Raw genomic sequence first — 14,209 nt, forward strand, 5'->3', positions numbered from 1 at the left:
ATTGGGAGGTACACTGGCGGGTGATGACTGATCTTTCCCCCCTCCGTCGCCTGCACCGCGTTCAGGAACTTGACCTGGGCCTTGACCGTCTGCGCGACGAGGAACAGAATTTCCCCGATGACCTGCGGGCCGCCCGCGCCGAGCAGGAACGCCTCAACAACGACCTGGAAGACACCGAGATTACCCTGGAAGGCGTGGACCGGCGCGTCCGCCAGCAGGAGCAGGACCTGAGCGGCACCCGCGAGCAGATCGCCCGCGCCGCTGAGGAGCAGGAAAAGAACGCCTTCGACGCCCGCGCCCAGAGCCAGTACGGCAGCCGGATTCAGCAACTCGGCGAGCGCGCCGACGAGATGGAAGAGGACCTGCTGCCCCTGCGCGAGCGCCAGCGCGAGCTGAACGAACGCGCCGCCGACCTGCGCGCCCAGCACCGCGCCCTGCGCCCCAGCCTGAACGAGATGGAGGAAAAGGACGAGTCGCGTATTCAGGACCTGCGCGCCCAGGGCGAAGCGGACCGCCAGGAACGTGCCGGGCTGGTCAGCGATCTGGACGCCCGCACCGTGCGCGAGTACGACATGATCCGCAAGGCCAAGAAGGGCCTGGGCGTGGTGGAGATCCGGAACGGACGCTGCACCGGCTGCAACGTGGTCCTGCCCGTCAACGTGCAGCAGAAGGCCGCGCTGGGCAAGCTGCCCCCCGTGAAGTGCCCGTCCTGCGGCCGATTCCTGATCCGGCTGGACCTGGACTAACTGGGGCGGGGAGCAGGGAAAAGGACTCAGGCTGTTTGCCTCTATCCCATTGCTTCCCTCCCGACGCCCTAGAATCCAGCTTCTTCAAAGACTTCCCGGATTTCCTGTTCCCCCAGGCCCGATCCCAGCAGCGTCAGCAGCAGGATGCGGGCCTTGTGCGCGTTCAGGAAGCTGGCGGGGATGGCCCCGGCCCGCACCAGCGTCGCGCCGCCGCCCGCGTAGCCGTAGACCGGCAGGACGGGTCCGGCGTGCGTGCGGGTGGCAATAATCACAGGCTGCTGGGTGGCGGCGATCAGCGGCAACAGCTCTGCAGGCAGGTTGCCGGTGCCAAGAGCCGCGATCACGATGCCGTCCGCCCCGGCCTGTGCCCCGGCGTAGCCCTCGCCGCGCCAGCCCGCGTAGGCGTACAGAATGTCCACGCGGGCGTCCAGGCGGCTCGGCGCGTAGGTGCGGCGCCGTTCGGGGGTGGCGAAGAAGCGGACGTGGGCCGCGTCCTCGGTTCGGTCAATTCGCCCGATCGGACCGGGATAGCCGCCGAACGCGTCCACGGCGGTGGTGTGCACCTTGGTCACGGTGCGCGCGTCGAAGATGTCGCCGCCGAAGACCACCAGCGGACCGCGTCCGGCACTCTGGGGGTGCAGCGCCACCCCGGCAGCGTCCAGCAGGTTGGCCGGGCCGTCCCAGGACACCTCACCCGCGTGCCGCATGCTGCCGGTCAGCACCACCGGCGTGGGCGTGTCTAGCAGCAGGTGCAGGGCGAAGGCCGTCTCCTCCAGCGTGTCGGTGCCGTGGGTAACCACGATTCCATCATGTCCGGGCGCAAGTTGGCGGATCAGGTGCGCCAGCTCCAGCATGTGCGCGGGCGTAATGTGCGGGCTGGGCAGGTTGAAGGGCCGGAAATCATGGACCTCCACCCCGCCCAGCCCCGGCACGCTGGGGGCCTGCTGGGGGGTCAGGCCGCGCCCGTCGGGACTGGGCCGGCTGGCAATGGTGCCGCCGGTGTGGATGACGGCCAGACATTTCATGGGACGCTGCATGAACAGCATTGTGAAGGCTGACCGGACGCGGCGGCCACCAGTCTGGGCAGCGGCTCACCCCGCCCAGACCGCTTGCATTACACTGGCGCAAAGGTGAAATGGAATGACTGCATATAGACGTCCGCTGGACGTGGTAATCCTTGCGGCGGGTCAGGGAACCCGCATGAACTCGGCCCTTCCCAAGGTGCTGCACCCCGTGGCAGGCCGCCCGATGGTGACCTGGGCTGTGAAGGCGGCGCAGGCGCTGGGCGCACGCAACGTGGTGGTGGTGACCGGGCACGGCGCGGAGCAGGTGGAAGCGGCGCTGGCCACTCAGCACGTGATGTTCGCCCGCCAGGAGCAGCGGCTGGGCACGGGCCACGCCTTCCTGTGCGGCATCGACGCCCTGAGCGCAGCGCTGCCCGCAGGCGGCCAGGAGGACGCCGACGTGCTGGTCCTGTACGGCGACACGCCGCTGCTGCGCTCCACGACGCTGGAGGCCATGCTGGAGGACCACCGCGCGCGGGGCAGCGCCCTGACCCTGCTGACCGGGGAACTGCCCGACGCCACCGGCTACGGGCGCATCATTCGCGACGCGCAGGGTGAGGTGGAACGCATCGTGGAACAGAAGGACGCCACGCCCGAGCAGGAACGGGTGGGCGAGTTTAATAGCGGCGTGTACCTGATGGACTCGCGGGCCGGGGAACTGGCGCACCGCATCGGCAACGACAACGCGGCGGGCGAGTATTACCTGACGGATCTGCTGGGCCTGTACCGCGCCGAGGGCGAGGCCGCCCACGCCTTCAAGCTCACGGACCCCGACGAGGTGATGGGCGCGAATGACCGCGCGGGTCTGGCCGACCTGGAGATGATCCTGCGCCGCCGCATCAACGCCCGGCACATGCGCGCGGGCGTGACCCTGCAAGACCCCGAGCGCATCAGCATTGAGGACAGTGTGGTCCTGGGCCGTGACGTGACCCTGGAACCCGGCGTGATCCTGCGCGGCCAGACGGTGCTGGGCGAGAACGTGACCGTGGGGGCCTACAGCGTCGTCACCGACAGCGTGCTGGAGGCTGGGGTGGTGGTCAAGGCCCACAGCGTGCTGGAGGGCGCGCACGTCGGCGCCGGCAGCGACGTCGGGCCGTTTGCCCGCCTGCGCCCCGGCACCGTGCTGGGCGAGGGCGTGCATATCGGCAACTTCGTGGAGACCAAGAACGCGCGGCTGGACGCCGGGGTCAAAGCCGGACATCTGGCCTACCTGGGCGACGTTCAGATCGGCGCGGAGACCAACGTCGGCGCGGGCACCATTGTCGCCAACTACGACGGCGTCAACAAGCATCCCAGCGTGGTCGGCGCGGGCGTCTTCATCGGCAGCAACAGCACCATCATCGCCCCGCGCACGGTGGGCGACGCCGCCTTTATCGCCGCTGGAAGTGCCGTCCACGACGACGTCCCGGAGGGCGCGATGGCCGTGGCCCGTGGCAAACAGCGCAACATCGAGGGCTGGTCCCGGCGCTACTGGGGCGGCCTGCGCGACAAGGTGCAGAAAAAGTTGCCGTGGCTGGCCGGTTGGCTGGAACGGCAGGAATAAAGCAAGACACAGGAGGGGGGGCCATGACAACCGACATGCCCCCCCCTCCTGTGTTCGTCTTGCGTGTCAGCGCGAACGCAACGTTGTCTGCACCGCACTCATGAACTCGCCGCGGGTGCGCGGGTCGTCGCGGAACACGCCGCGCATGGCGCTGGTGGTGGTGGACGAGTTCTGCTTCTGCACGCCGCGCATCGCCATGCACAGATGGGTGCCTTCCATCAGCACGGCCACGCCCTTGGGGTCCAGCAGTTCCTGAACGGCGTCGGCCAGTTGCGTGGTGATGCGCTCCTGCACCTGCAGGCGGCGGGAATACAGGTCCACGATGCGCGCGAACTTGCTCAAGCCCAGAATCTTCCCGTCGGGGATATAGGCGATGTGCGCACGGCCGTAGAAGGGCAGCATGTGATGCTCGCACATGGAGTAGAACTCGATGTCCTTGACGATCACCATCTCGCTGCCCTCGGCCTCGAAGACGGCGTTTCCGGCGGCCTCCTCCAGCGTCATGCGGTAGCCGTCGGTCAGGAAGTTCCAGGCCTTGGCCACGCGGTGGGGGGTCTTCAAGAGGCCCTCGCGCTGCGGATCCTCGCCCACTGCCGCCAGCCACTGCCCGGTCAGGGCGCTCAGGCCAGGCAGTTCCAGCTCTTCTTGCATGAACGGATCAGCGGCGATGTCGACATCGGGGACGTTCGTGGTCATCGGGCCAGTATGGGGTGTGGCCTGGCGGATTGAACGTAACTTCGGTTAAAAGTCCAACATCGTCAGCCTGTCCTGCCCCCCTGCCCCCCTGCCCCCCAGCGGACCCGGCGGCATCCTTGCCTCACTTGTCTCACCAGCCAGCCTAGAATCGGGGGCGTGCCTTTCTCCCTCTCCTCCGGTTCTGCCGTCCCTGTGCGTGGTCTGCACCTTCTCTTGCTGGGCGCCAGTCTGCTGGGCTGCGGCGCGCAGGCGCAACTGTGGCAGACGCCGCAGGTCACGGCGAAACAGCCGCTGCTGGCGGGGTACACCGCTGCGGGCCATGTCTTCAGGAAGAAAGACACCACCTTCACGCTGGACGTGGTGGCCGAGCGGGTGGTGGGCGTGCTGGTGGAGACCACCAACACCGCCGACCTGGCACGCGGGTTCGGCGTGGCCTGGGACATGACCGAGAAGGACCTGCCAGAACTGCAAAAAAACCTGACCTCGCCGGGCGTTCTGATGTCTGCTCTCCGGGGAATTGTCGATGTGGCCGACGAGTACGGCACCAGTGTCCTCGCGTTGCGGCGAACCGGAGTGGGCTGGAAGGCGTACCTGACCCTCAACATCCTGCCCGAAAGCACCTTTCCCCGCAGCGCCAACGTGACCGGGCAGGCCAGCGCCCCCAACGTCATCCACCTCATGAGCGACTTTCAGTGTCCGTACTGCCAGGACCTGTGGACCGGCGATCTGGCGGGATGGCGCAAACAGCCGGGCCAGTACCGCGTCGTGTACCACCAGTTTCCGCTGGATTTCCACAAGAATGCCTTCGCCGCCGCCGAAGCCTCCGAGTGCGCCGCCGCCCAGGGGCAGTTCTGGCCGTACTCGGACCGTCTGTTCGAGCGTTTCAACCAGTGGACCCGTCTGGAGACTGTCAGGGCCACCGAGAAATTTGCCCTCTACGCCAAAGAGGGCGGGCTGAACGTCGCCGCCTTCAAAACGTGCATGGGCAAACACACCACCCAGGCCGAAATCAAACGGCAGCTGGCCAGCAAGGAAACCGCCTTCGTGAGCGGCACGCCGACGGTCTATCTGAACGGCATCAGGCTGCTGGAACGCAGCGCGGAGGAACAGCAAGCGGTGCTGGCCGTGACCCGCGCCGTGCCCAGCGCCGGGACTGTGATCGAGGGGCGACTCAGGGCGTTCCGTTAAACGGCAAAAGGGCCGCCCCCGGTTCCCCGGCAGGCGGCCTCTCCCCCTTTGCGGCTAGCTGCGGCTCTTGTAGCGTTCCAGCAGCTCGGTCTTCAGCTCGTCAAAGGGCACGCCCTTGCGCTCGCGGTGGCCGTCGGGCCAGCGCTCACGGGTGCTGACCTGCCGGGCCTCCTGCTCTTTGTCGCCCACCACCAGAATCATGGGAATCTTGGACAGTTCGGCGTTGCGCACCTTGGCCTGCATCCGGTTGGAGCTGTCGTCCACCTCGGCGCGCAGACCCGCCGCGTGCAACTCGGCGCGCAGTTCCTCGGCGTAGGCATTGTGGCGATCCGCGATGGGCACGATGGCGATCTGGCGCGGGGCCAGCCACAGCGGAAAGTCCCCGGCGTAATGCTCGATCAGGATGCCCACGAAACGTTCCAGGCTGCCGAAGGGGGCGCGGTGGATCATCACCGGGCGGTGATCCTGACCGTCCTCGCCCACATATGAGATGTCGAAGCGCTCGGGCAGGTTGTAATCCACCTGAATGGTGCCCAGCTGCCACTCGCGGCCCAGCACGTCCTTGACCACAAAGTCCAGCTTGGGGCCATAGAAGGCGGCGTCGCCCGGCTCGATGCTGTAGGGCAGGCCCACTTCCTCCACGGCCTGAATAATCTGGTCTTCCGCCAGTTGCCAGTTGGCGGCGTCGCCCACGTACTTGTCGTCCTCCGGGTCACGGGTGCCGACGCGGAAGCGCACGTCGTTCATGCCGAAGGTGCGCAACACCAGCACGGTCAGGTCCAGTACGTCCAGAAACTCTTTCTTGAGTTGATCCGGGCGGCAGAAGATGTGGGCGTCGTCCTGCGTGAAGCCGCGCACCCGCGTTAATCCGTTCAGCTCGCCGGACTGCTCGTAGCGGTAGACCGTGCCGAACTCGGCCAGCCGTACCGGCAGGTCACGGTAACTGCGCGGCTTGCTGTCGTAGATGCGGACGTGGTGCGGGCAGTTCATCGGCTTGAGCATGTACTGCTCGTCGTCCACGGTGATGGGCGAGAAGTTGCTGTCGGAGTAGTTCTGGTAATGCCCGGATGTTTTGTACAGCTCCAGATTGCCGATATTGGGGGTGATGACGCCCTGGTAGCCGCGCTGGAACTGCTGCTCCTTGAGAAAGGCCGCCAGCTCCTCGCGCAGGATCGTGCCGTTGGGCAGCCACAGCGGCAGGCCCTTGCCCACCAGCGGATCGATGGTAAACAGTTCCAGCTCGCGGCCCAGCTTGCGGTGATCGCGCCGCTTGGCCTCTTCCAGCCGCTCCAGGTATTCGTCCAGCTCTTTTTGCGAGGCGAAGGCCACCCCGTACACCCGCTGGAGAATCGGGTTCTTCTCGTTGCCGCGCCAGTACGCGCCGCTGGTGCTGGTCAGCTTGAAGGCCGTGGGCAATTTGCCCGTGTTCGGGAAGTGCGGCCCCCGGCACAGGTCCACGTAGTCGCCCTGCGTGTAGAAGGTAATGGGCTGATCGTCCGGCAGCTCGGAAATCAGCTCCACCTTGTAAGGATCGAAGCCGAACTGCTCCAGCGCCTGCGCCTTGCTGACCTCGCTGCGGGTGATGTCCAGCCCGCGCCCGATGATCTCGCGCATGATCTTCTCGATCTCGGGCAGTTCCTCCTCGCTGAGCGGTTCGGGCAGGTCAAAGTCCTGGTAAAAGCCGTTCTCGATGCTGGGGCCGACGCCGCGCTTGACCGCCTCACGGGGATAACCCTTGCGCTCGTAGTACTCGCCCACCGCCTGACTCATGGCGTGGCCCAGCGAGTGCCGGAAGACGCTCTGCGCCTGCCCCGGATTCTTCTTGGTGATCAGGCTGATCTCGGCGCCGTCGGGCAGCGGGGTCTGCAAATCGGTCAGCACGCCGTTGGCGGTGGCGGCCAGGGCGTCCTGGGCCAGCCGGGGGCCAATCGCCTGTGCGGCGTCGAGGGCGGTGGCGCCCTGCGGTAATTCCAGTTGTTTTCCATCGGGAAGAGAAACGTGCATGGTTTTAACTCCTTGGTTGAGCACAAAAAAGCCCGGTCTGGCCGCGAGGTCAGCACAACGCCTGAAAACCGGTAAAAGGCTTTCAGGCGCGTGGAGTTCGCGTGTTCAGACCGAGGTGCTGGGGCATCCGCCGCCACACGGCTGCCATCACCAGACCGGAGTGATGGGCGCGTGACTTCATGGGGCCAGGATAGCGGGTTGGGGGTGGGCGGGGCAAGCCGGGGTCAGGCGGCGTTCCGCAGAGCTTTGGGTAGCAGGCTCAGAGCTGCCCTGGGCCGTAAAAAATAAAGAACCCCGCATTGAGCCAGGGCGGTGACCAGAAGCTCACCCCAACCCATATTGTGAGGCTTGAAAAGAAACAGGAACAGCATCGTCCAGATTGGAACAGCCACCACACTCAGCACCCGCCAGAGAATCGCGGCGGCCACGCTGGAGAATCTGATGATTACAAAACGCTCCATCAGGACGGCCACCACGGCAAACCCCCAGTAGATCAGCGTATTTGTCCAGCTGAACGTTCCGTTCAATTGCAGATTGATCAGAGGGAGCGAGAGGACAAGTACGGCGGCCACGAAGTTGAAGAGTCGCCACCATCCACCCGGATAAAAGCCCCGTTCCAGCACGCGGCGTGTGGCCGAATCCTGCCAGAGCCACTCCACCTCGGCCCGCGTAAAATGCGTTTCTTCCAGCCTGCGCCGAACTTCCCGCGCGTTGCCTAGCGCATGCAGAGCCGCCGCTTCGGGATTCGGGTGGCCTTCAGCCTGGAGCATCTGCGCGGTCTCCCTGGCGTGGGCCTCCAGCTCGCGACGCAGGCGGGTGGCGGTTTCATGCGGGAATACGCCTGTCACGATGTCCAGCCAGCGTTGCAACTCTGAACTCATGCCTGTTCTCCTTCCAGGGCCAGCGTGCGGGCAAGGCGGGCGTCTCGGCCAAGCTGAACTCTGGTGCCGTAAGCCAGCCACAATGTCAGGACGGGCAGGGCCAGCCAGCTACGTCCACCGAACAGAAGTTCCGTAGCGGTGGGCCATTGAATGAACATGAAGCACACCATGAACATCCACAGCCGCCATTTTCTGCGACGGACCGGGTGAAGACGCTGCGTCAGCCACAGCGTCACGACGACGAGCAACAGAAGAAGTCCTCGAACAGACCAGACACCGTGAAATGGAACATGGAAGAACGCGTCATTGGAACTCGATACCAACCACAGCAGCATAGGTGCGCCCAGAAGCGGCCAATCACTCAGGTTAAAGCCCTGGCGATTTTTGCCGCCAGTAAGCAACTCTAGCCACTCGTCATTCGTCAGGTACAGCCGCCGCAACTCCGCCGCCGTGTCGTCCGGTCTGCCTAGCAAGGGGCGCACGTCCGCGCCTTCATCCACTCCCGCGTCCTGCAAGTGGGCCAGCGTGTCGGCCTTGACGCGGGCCGTGACCCCGGCGGGCAGGTCCTGCGTGGCCCGCACCAGCCATTCGCTGGCTTTCATACCGGCCCCCCGATCACCGCGCCCACCGCCCGCACCTGCTGTTCCCATTGGCGGCGCGATTTCGCCAGCGCCCCACCGCCCTTCTGTGTCAGGCGGTACTCGCGGCGCACCCGCCCGCCGATTTCATGTTCGTGGCTTTCCACCATACCCTCGGCTTCCAGCGCGTGCAATGCCGGGTACAGGGTGCCCTCACGGGCATTCAGCAGGCCGTCGCTGCGTGCCTTGATCGCCTGGGCAATGGCATAGCCGTGTTCTGGCTGCCGTTCCAGCACCGCCAGGATCAACAGGCGCAACTGCTCGCGGGTGTTCATGGCCGCAGCATACCTCTATTTTCGATGTATCTCAACGAGAGGTATCGGACGAATGGCTTTCAAGCCCGTACACCCGCCGTGCATTCGCGTCCGTCATGCGCTCCAACGTGTCAGCAGGCATCTCTCGGAGGTTGGCGATGAAATCCAGCGTGTGACGCACGTAGCCGGGACGGTTGGGTTTGCCGCGTTTGGGCACCGGGGCCAGAAAGGGGGCGTCGGTTTCCAGCAGCATCCGTTCCAGGGGCAGGGTGCGGGCGGCGGCGTGAATCTCGTGGGCGTTCTTGTATGTGGTATTGCCCGCGAAGCCGAAATAGGTGTGCTCGCCGCGCTCCAGGCCGAAGCGCAGCAGCTCCGGGTGACCGCTGAAGCAGTGCAGGATCACCGGCACGTCCGGCCACCCGCCCAGCACGTCCATCACGCCCCGGTGGGCGCTCTCCTGCCCGGCCTTGTCGCGGGTGTGAATCACCAGCGGCTTGCCCACACGCTGCGCGAGTTCCAGTTGCCACTCGAAGGCGCTGCGCTGCGCGGCCCGCCGCGTATCGTCCCAGTAGTCGTCCAGCCCGCTCTCGCCGAGGCCCACCACGCGCGGATGACAGGCCAGCGCCTCCAACTCCTGCCGGGCTTCTGGCGTGTCCTCCCCAGTGTCGGTGGGGTGCAGACCGACGGTGGCGTACACGTCGGGGAATTGTTCGGCCAGGGCAACCGCCTTGCGGGCATGTTCGGGACTGGCGCCGATGCAGACCATCGCGCTGAGGCCCAGCTCCCCGCGTGCGGAGGCCGGATCGTCCAGGTAGTCGAGGTGGCAGTGGGTGTCGATCATGACTGACAGGGTAAGCGGTATGAGCGGGGCAGCCCCAGCCTGCACCGCTGTGCCCCCGCCGTCCCCCACCGCGCCCATCCCAGGCCCACCACTCTCATGAGGGCCGGACGCTAGAGTGCCCGCGTGCAGAAAACGGGCCTCTACGCGCTGCTGGCGATCCTTGCCTTCGCCCTGATCTTCGCCTTCTTGCCGGGCGCAGACCGGGGCGGAGCGAAGACGGACGCCACCTTGCGTGGCGTGGAACTGCGTCTGTTTCCCGCACGGGACCCGGACGCGGTCTGGAGCTTTTCGGCGCAGAACGTCAGCAGCAACCCCGTGTCCAACGAAACGGTACTGACCGGGATTTCTGGCGGCAAGCGGGTTCTCAAGGAACGCGACGCCAGCGGCAAGTTAACCGGCCGCGAAACGCTGGACGCCACGCTCGACGCGCCCCGGCTGACCATCGACGGGCAGGACGACATAACCACCCGTCAGGCACGGGTCACGCTGGTCAAGCAGTGTGCGGACATCGTGATGAAGGGAACACCAGAGCAGCCAGTCAGGATCGAGCAGGGGTACGGTTTCTCGACGCCAGTGGCCGACATTGACTCGCCCAACCTCACCGGCCACGTGGAGAAGATGCGAATGAGTTTCGACTTCAATATCGAGGATTCGGACAACGAGCGCTCCACCACCACCTTCAACATCGATGCCACCGAAACCTGTCGCAACGGTCAGCGCGTGCCCATCTGACCCTACGCAGTCACACTTGATCCTTTTCAATCCTCTCCACTTTTCAAGGAGTTCCGCCATGAAAAACGTCCAGAAATTCACCCTTTTTGCCCTGCTGGGCGCTTCTCTCGCTTTCGCCCAGGCCGACACCAGCAAGCGCCTGATTACCATTCAGGGCGGCCCCCGAGGCGACCTGCGCAATGGCCCACTGACCTACAGCGGCAACCCGGTCAAGGCGACGGTCAGTACCCTCAATATTCAGGCCTCGCAAGCTGTGCTGGCTGCGCCCCAGGGCACCCCGCTGATCGAGGCCAAAGGCAAGCGCACCGCCAACTTCACCGGCAACGTGCAGGTGGAACGTGGCCGCCTGAGCGCCTCGGGCACCGCCCTGGCCTACAGCGAGGCCACCGGGCAGGGCGTTCTGAGCGGCAACCCCAGCGCCACCTTCGTCCCCGAGGACAAGGAGGACGGCGACAAGGTGAACATCAACGCCTCGCAGATGAGCCTGGACGTGGACAACAACATCTCCACCAGCACCGGCAACGTGCGCCTGACCAACGGCAACCAGACCGGCCGGGCCGACAAGCTGATCTTCGACGAGGACAAGGAGCTGGCCCAGATGACCGGCTCGCCCAGCCTGACCCGCGCCGCCAAGGCCAATCAGAAGGAACTGACCATCACCGGGCAGGAGGTCCGGGCGCTGACCAAGACCAAGACACTGTACGTGTCGGGCGGCGTCAAGCTGGTCCAGGGCACCCAGACCACCACCGGCAACGCGGTCTACTACGACGACCGCAAGAACGTGGCCTACGTGGTGGGCAACGCGGTCAGCGTGGACAGCAAGAGCAAGGTCACGGTGCGCGCCCCGGCCAGCGGCTACCTGGAACAGCGCACCGATCTGGGCCGCGTGCGCGCGCTGAACTCGGCGTACAAGATTCCAGTCGAGCAGTTCAAGCTGAGCGGCGAGAAGTAAGCTAGGGCCTATGCAGCGCTCTGGATTCGCAAGGGGATTGGTCACGCTGGCCCTGACCGTGGGCGCGGCGCTGCCGGTGTGGGTGCTGGCGCAGGACGCCGCGCCGGCCCAGCCGCCCGCCTCGCCGGTGGCCCCAGCGACGCCAGCCGTGCCGGACCAGAGCGCCCCGCCCGCCACGGAGACGCCGACAGAAGAAGTCGAACCGGGCGCGGAGACCTCCAGCCTGGAACTGGTCCGCAAGAGCGACACCGACGGCCAGGAGCGGCGCATCCGCATCGTGCGGACGGGAAGCAGCGACGAGACGGGCATCTTCGCCCTGTGCAGCCCACAGGAGGCCGACCCGGAAGACGCGCCCACGCTGGCCGTCTTCAGCGAGACCGGGCCAGGCGGCGTGCGGATCACCATCGACAAGAACGTGATCCGCGTGCCGCTGGCGGTGGTCACGCAGCAGCAGCCTAAAGACGGCGAGGACGGCAGCGACGGACGGGTGGAGGCCAGCGCCGGGACCGCGCGCTTCCTGAACCCGGACGAGGTGCCGCCGGATGCCACAGACCGCCTGACCCGCTGTGAGGTTCAGGCCACCCCCAAACCCGCCCCCGACACCGTGTTTGTCACCCAGGGCAAGACCGAGTTGAAGGGTCAGAAACTGGTCTACGACGAGACGGACGGCATCGCCCGCATCGAGGGGCCAGTCACCTTCCGGCGGGCCAACGAGACGGACCCGCTGACCGGCAGCAGCGAGCGGATCGAGGTCAACGTGGACGAGGAGAAGACCACGCTGGTAGGCAACGTGGTCCTGAACAGCGAGGGCGGGCGCGTCAGCCGGGCCGGGCGGGTGGAGTACGACGACGCGGCGAACCTGGCCCGCCTGATCGGCACGCCCGAGCAGCCCGCCGTGAGCGTCAAGGGCGGCGACACCCTGCGCGCCGGGATGATCCTGTACGACCTCGACCGGAACGAGGTCTACGCGGTGAAGGCCGAGGGCGGCACCATCACCGGGGAATTCGTGGAAGGAGACACGCCGGGCGGCGGGGCCACCACCGCCCCGGCCACGGCGCCCACAGCGCGCCCACTGCCTCCCAGCACGCCTTCAGAGACGTCGGACCCGGACACTGACCCCAATGCCTCGCCGCTTGGGCCTACAGGCCCAGCCTTGCCACCGACGCCCTGAGCGCCGCCGCACTGCGCTCCAGTGCGGCTTTTTCTTCGTCGGTCAGGCGGGGCATCACGCTGGCCTCGATGCCGCCCGCCCCCACGACGCGCGGCAGGCTGAGGCTGACGCCGTATTCGGGGGTGGGGGCGCTGACCGTCAGCACAGCGCGGCGGTCCCCCAGCACGCGCTCGGTGATCCGCGCCAGCGCCGCGCCGATGCCGTAGTAGGTGGCCCGCTTGCCACCGATGATGCTCGCGGCGGCGTCGCGCGTGCCCGTCTCGATCTCCGCGCAGATCTCCGGGGTCCACGGCAGGCCGCGCGCCGCCATGAAGTCGGCCACCGGCAGCCCGGCCACCGCCATGCTGCTCCAGGCGATGACCTCGCTGTCGCCGTGCTCGCCCAGCACGTAGCCATGGACGTTGGTGGCGTCCACCCCGGCATGCTGCGCGATCAGCCAGCGCAGCCGGGCGCTGTCCAGCACCGTGCCGGACCCCATCACCGCGTGTCCGGGGGCCAGAGAGACCGCCAGATCGGTCAGCGCGTCCACCGGGTTGGTGGCGATCAGCAGCACCGCGCCGGGCGCGTGCGCGGCCACCTGCGGGATGACTTGCCGGAAAATGTCGGCGTTCTTGTCCAGCAAGTCGGTGCGGCTCTCGCCGGGCTTCTGGTTGGCTCCGGCGGCGATGATGACCACCCGGCTGCCCTCCAGCGCCGCGTAGTCGCCGCTGCCCACCCGCGCCCCGTGGCTGATCGGGGCGGCGTGGGCGATGTCCTGGGCCTCGGCCCGCGCCCTGGCCCCGTCCTGATCCACCAGCACCAGATCACTGCACGAATTGCGCAGGGTCATGGCGTAGGCGGCCGTCGCCCCCACCAGCCCCGCGCCGACAACGCCGACTTTCACAGGCCAACCTTCAAGCGCGGCGATCCGGCAGACGCACGGTCAGCACCGGGATGGGGCTGCGGCCCACGATCTTCTCGGCGCTGCTGCCGATGAAGAAATGCTCCAGCGCGCCCTGCGCGTGCGTGCCGACCACGATCAGGTCCGCGCCCCAGCGGGCGGCGGCCTCCACGATGCCGGTCACCGGATCGCCCACCAGTTGCTCGGTTTCCTCACTGCCCTGCATGATCGCGGCCAGCCGCTGGGCGTCGGCGTCCTCCAGGGAACTGAGCAGCCCCGCGTCGAACACCGCCGGGGTCACGCCGCCCATCAGGTCCGGCGAGGTGGTCACGCGGGCGTCGGTGACGTGCAGCAGCCGGATCTGCGCGCCGGGAAAGCGGGCGCGGGCCACCGCCAGCGCATGCTGGCTGGAGGGCGAGAAGTCCACGCCCACGGCGATCTTGGCAAAACCAATTGGTGTCGGTTCAGTCTGGGTCATGGCTGCAACCTACTCGCGTGGGCGGGTGGGAAGCAAGGTGGAAAAGATTGAGGGTTGGCGGGGAGGCCTCTGGCCGGGAGAATCACTACACCGCACGGTCATTTCCCCCAGGTCACACCGTCTGAACCTCCCCTGCCCCTT

General features: G+C 66.7%; 15 protein-coding genes. 6 read left to right on the forward strand and 9 right to left on the reverse strand.

Annotation, left to right across the window (positions count from 1 at the left end; genetic code table 11):
- Positions 1-23 precede the first annotated feature (23 nt).
- Entirely contained in the window at positions 24-746 is a 723-nt protein-coding gene (locus tag FHR04_RS07395; RefSeq protein ID WP_039684794.1) for a zinc ribbon domain-containing protein, read from the forward strand.
- 68 nt (positions 747-814) lie between these two features.
- Here the strand turns inward: FHR04_RS07395 and FHR04_RS07400 are convergent, their stop codons facing one another.
- On the reverse strand, positions 815-1,783 hold the full coding sequence (locus tag FHR04_RS07400; protein WP_375782551.1) for an asparaginase: 969 nt from the start codon (positions 1,781-1,783) through the stop codon (positions 815-817).
- A 103-nt stretch (positions 1,784-1,886) separates the two neighbouring features.
- Between FHR04_RS07400 and glmU the strand changes: the two genes are divergently transcribed.
- Positions 1,887-3,353 (forward strand): bifunctional UDP-N-acetylglucosamine diphosphorylase/glucosamine-1-phosphate N-acetyltransferase GlmU, encoded by a 1,467-nt coding sequence (glmU, locus tag FHR04_RS07405; RefSeq protein ID WP_139402062.1) that lies wholly within the window; start codon positions 1,887-1,889, stop codon positions 3,351-3,353.
- A 66-nt stretch (positions 3,354-3,419) separates the two neighbouring features.
- Here the strand turns inward: glmU and folE are convergent, their stop codons facing one another.
- The gene (folE, locus tag FHR04_RS07410) at positions 3,420-4,049 is read right to left on the reverse strand and encodes a GTP cyclohydrolase I FolE (protein ID WP_039684798.1); all 630 of its coding nucleotides are present in this window, start codon (positions 4,047-4,049) and stop codon (positions 3,420-3,422) included.
- A gap of 156 nt (positions 4,050-4,205) precedes the next feature.
- On the opposite strand from folE, the gene FHR04_RS07415 reads away from it, so the two are divergent.
- Complete coding sequence (locus FHR04_RS07415) at positions 4,206-5,237, forward strand: DsbA family protein (RefSeq protein ID WP_249039022.1); 1,032 nt, start codon at positions 4,206-4,208, stop codon at positions 5,235-5,237.
- Between the two features lie 54 nt (positions 5,238-5,291).
- Here the strand turns inward: FHR04_RS07415 and thrS are convergent, their stop codons facing one another.
- The 5 genes from thrS to FHR04_RS07440 all read right to left on the reverse strand — a co-directional run bounded on the left by thrS (position 5,292) and on the right by FHR04_RS07440 (position 9,855).
- Positions 5,292-7,241: a threonine--tRNA ligase gene (thrS, locus tag FHR04_RS07420; protein WP_139402064.1), complete on the reverse strand. Its 1,950-nt coding sequence runs from the start codon at positions 7,239-7,241 to the stop codon at positions 5,292-5,294.
- Positions 7,242-7,465: 224 nt separating this feature from the next.
- Entirely contained in the window at positions 7,466-8,122 is a 657-nt protein-coding gene (locus tag FHR04_RS07425; protein ID WP_139402066.1) for a hypothetical protein, read from the reverse strand.
- Positions 8,119-8,724 (reverse strand): hypothetical protein, encoded by a 606-nt coding sequence (locus FHR04_RS07430; protein WP_139402068.1) that lies wholly within the window; start codon positions 8,722-8,724, stop codon positions 8,119-8,121. Before FHR04_RS07430 ends, FHR04_RS07425 begins: the two co-directional genes overlap by 4 nt.
- Complete coding sequence (locus FHR04_RS07435) at positions 8,721-9,035, reverse strand: PadR family transcriptional regulator (RefSeq protein WP_139402070.1); 315 nt, start codon at positions 9,033-9,035, stop codon at positions 8,721-8,723. Before FHR04_RS07435 ends, FHR04_RS07430 begins: the two co-directional genes overlap by 4 nt.
- Positions 9,036-9,066: 31 nt before the next feature.
- Positions 9,067-9,855, reverse strand: a complete 789-nt coding sequence (locus FHR04_RS07440; protein WP_139402072.1) for a TatD family hydrolase — start codon at positions 9,853-9,855, stop codon at positions 9,067-9,069.
- A 123-nt stretch (positions 9,856-9,978) separates the two neighbouring features.
- On the opposite strand from FHR04_RS07440, the gene FHR04_RS07445 reads away from it, so the two are divergent.
- The 3 genes from FHR04_RS07445 to FHR04_RS07455 are packed head-to-tail and all read left to right on the forward strand — an operon-like array spanning position 9,979 to position 12,710.
- Positions 9,979-10,587 carry a hypothetical protein gene (locus FHR04_RS07445; protein ID WP_039684805.1) on the forward strand — a complete coding sequence of 203 codons (609 nt, stop codon included), beginning with the start codon at positions 9,979-9,981 and terminating at the stop codon, positions 10,585-10,587.
- A 58-nt stretch (positions 10,588-10,645) separates the two neighbouring features.
- Positions 10,646-11,539, forward strand: a complete 894-nt coding sequence (locus FHR04_RS07450) for an LptA/OstA family protein (protein ID WP_139402073.1) — start codon at positions 10,646-10,648, stop codon at positions 11,537-11,539.
- Positions 11,540-11,549: 10 nt separating this feature from the next.
- Positions 11,550-12,710, forward strand: a complete 1,161-nt coding sequence (locus tag FHR04_RS07455; protein ID WP_139402092.1) for an LptA/OstA family protein — start codon at positions 11,550-11,552, stop codon at positions 12,708-12,710.
- Here the strand turns inward: FHR04_RS07455 and FHR04_RS07460 are convergent.
- Entirely contained in the window at positions 12,679-13,593 is a 915-nt protein-coding gene (locus FHR04_RS07460; RefSeq protein ID WP_139402095.1) for a lactate/malate family dehydrogenase, read from the reverse strand. The two genes, FHR04_RS07455 and FHR04_RS07460, sit on opposite strands and share 32 nt — an antisense overlap.
- A gap of 10 nt (positions 13,594-13,603) precedes the next feature.
- A complete protein-coding gene (locus tag FHR04_RS07465) occupies positions 13,604-14,068 on the reverse strand; it encodes a universal stress protein (protein ID WP_139402097.1) in 465 nt (154 codons plus the stop codon).
- Positions 14,069-14,209 lie beyond the last annotated feature (141 nt).

The sequence above is a fragment of the Deinococcus radiopugnans ATCC 19172 genome (assembly GCF_006335125.1).
Taxonomy (GTDB): domain Bacteria; phylum Deinococcota; class Deinococci; order Deinococcales; family Deinococcaceae; genus Deinococcus; species Deinococcus radiopugnans.

Coding starts and splice junctions, on each gene's coding strand:
- FHR04_RS07395 (WP_039684794.1), top strand. CDS start 24: ATGACTGATCTTTCCCCCCTCCGTCGCCTGCACCGCGTTCAGGAACTT.
- FHR04_RS07400 (WP_375782551.1), bottom strand. CDS start 1,783: ATGCAGCGTCCCATGAAATGTCTGGCCGTCATCCACACCGGCGGCACC.
- glmU (WP_139402062.1), top strand. CDS start 1,887: ATGACTGCATATAGACGTCCGCTGGACGTGGTAATCCTTGCGGCGGGT.
- folE (WP_039684798.1), bottom strand. CDS start 4,049: ATGACCACGAACGTCCCCGATGTCGACATCGCCGCTGATCCGTTCATG.
- thrS (WP_139402064.1), bottom strand. CDS start 7,241: ATGCACGTTTCTCTTCCCGATGGAAAACAACTGGAATTACCGCAGGGC.
- FHR04_RS07425 (WP_139402066.1), bottom strand. CDS start 8,122: ATGAGTTCAGAGTTGCAACGCTGGCTGGACATCGTGACAGGCGTATTC.
- FHR04_RS07430 (WP_139402068.1), bottom strand. CDS start 8,724: ATGAAAGCCAGCGAATGGCTGGTGCGGGCCACGCAGGACCTGCCCGCC.
- FHR04_RS07435 (WP_139402070.1), bottom strand. CDS start 9,035: ATGAACACCCGCGAGCAGTTGCGCCTGTTGATCCTGGCGGTGCTGGAA.
- FHR04_RS07440 (WP_139402072.1), bottom strand. CDS start 9,855: ATGATCGACACCCACTGCCACCTCGACTACCTGGACGATCCGGCCTCC.
- FHR04_RS07450 (WP_139402073.1), top strand. CDS start 10,646: ATGAAAAACGTCCAGAAATTCACCCTTTTTGCCCTGCTGGGCGCTTCT.
- FHR04_RS07455 (WP_139402092.1), top strand. CDS start 11,550: ATGCAGCGCTCTGGATTCGCAAGGGGATTGGTCACGCTGGCCCTGACC.
- FHR04_RS07465 (WP_139402097.1), bottom strand. CDS start 14,068: ATGACCCAGACTGAACCGACACCAATTGGTTTTGCCAAGATCGCCGTG.